We start from the raw sequence: 1,569 nt of genomic DNA, 5'->3' as shown, positions 1-1,569 counted from the left end.
GTGGTAGTGATGACGAATACTATAGAGATTTTTGCGTTCAGTTAAGGTGTATTATATTTTCTTTTTAAATTTAATAAAGACATCAAGCTAAACCCGACTATAGCAATACTTAAGCAAACAGTAGAAAATAGATTTTTACCTATTTTGAAGATTAGTAGGAAGAGACTATATATGAACATTAAGGGTACAGCGTATTTCATTCTAAATTTATTTATTWGATGATTTGTCAAATTAAGTGCAACAATTGCTCATTAAAAGCCTCGTTTGCAGTTTTCCAACCAAGACATTTTCTTGGTCGGTTGTTGATATAGTTTAATGATTCTGTTAGTTCTTCTGGTGATACTTCTTCGAAATTTGTTTGCTTAGGGAAGAATTCGCGAAGTAATCCATTTCCATTTTCGTTACTTCCGCGTTGCCAAGAAGAATATGCGTCCGCAAAATAAACATCAATTTTCAAGTCTTTTTCTAACACTTTATAGCAGCTAAATTCTTTACCTCTGTCTGTTGTGGCTGTTTTTATAGTGCCTTTTGGTAATTTAGTATGAAGAAGACGTACTGCTCTTTCCATTGATTGAGCTGAGCGATCTGGTATCAAAAAGCCAACATACCACCGTGTCATTCGCTCAATAAATGTTGCTACACAACCTTTTGCTTTCCCACGTCCAGATACAACTGTATCTAACTCCCAATGTCCAAAGGTTTCACGTTTACGTACTTCTTTTGGGCGTTTAGAAATTGGTGTGCCAATGTTAAATCTTCCCCTTGTTTCGCGGGGCTTTTGGCGCTTTCCTTTTTGACGGAGAACGGTTATAGGCACTTCTAAAAGACCATCGTAAATCCAGCGATAGATGGTTTTAAAACTCAACTGTCCTTGATACAAGCGACCGACAATTTGTTCAGGCGACCAAGTATCCCGCAACTTTCCTTGAACAGCTTCTTTTACTTCTGGCGTACATTTTGACTTGGCACCACAGTTGGATTTATTTTGATGGTAACGTACTTGCGCCTCGTTAGCCGTACTACCGGCGTGGCGTTTTATTTCTCTGGAAATCGTAGAAGGTTGACGATTTAAGAGTTTCGCTATTTTACGAATCGGATAATCAAGTTCCAGGTATGTTTCTATTTTTACACGTTCTGATATGGTAAGATGGGTATAGCTCATAACGATTCCTCCGTTTGAATGTTGGTGTGGTAACTACATTCTACACGAGGTCGTTATGGGCTTCCTTTATATTGATTTCTGAGTGTTGCACTTAATATTACAATCCGTCTTTAGAAAATAAACTACACCTTATGCATGTCCTATTTCATGTATAAGAACCGAAGTGGTATGCCAACTACATAAAAAAGAGTAAATGAAATAAAAAACACAGTCATCAACCCTTTCAACTAGGCCGAAATATTCTAGTTATTTTTGATATAAATCTATCTTTCTCAGCTTCTTGCTAAATATTCAAATCAGGGGCTTGTAAGGAATTATTTTGTAAAGTATTATTACACTATTTTGAATTGAACTTCGAGGGTTACATATGTTATATATTTTATATTTTATAGTCGGTGGCACTATTA

The 1,569-nt window shown here is 36.0% G+C and carries 1 protein-coding gene; it reads right to left on the bottom strand.

All coding sequences use genetic code 11. The features are described 5' to 3' along the window. Window positions 1-226 precede the first annotated feature (226 nt). A complete protein-coding gene (locus tag AC1DJN_RS21905) occupies window positions 227-1,162 on the bottom strand; it encodes an IS30 family transposase (RefSeq protein ID WP_477355797.1) in 936 nt (311 codons plus the stop codon). Window positions 1,163-1,569 lie beyond the last annotated feature (407 nt).

This window comes from Stenotrophomonas sp. 05L414_2, assembly GCF_056397905.1.
This window is presented reverse-complemented; position numbering and strand designations above follow the sequence as displayed.

Excerpts from the sequence above, each read along its gene's own strand:
- AC1DJN_RS21905 (WP_477355797.1), bottom strand. The coding sequence starts at position 1,162 with ATGAGCTATACCCATCTTACCATATCAGAACGTGTAAAAATAGAAACA.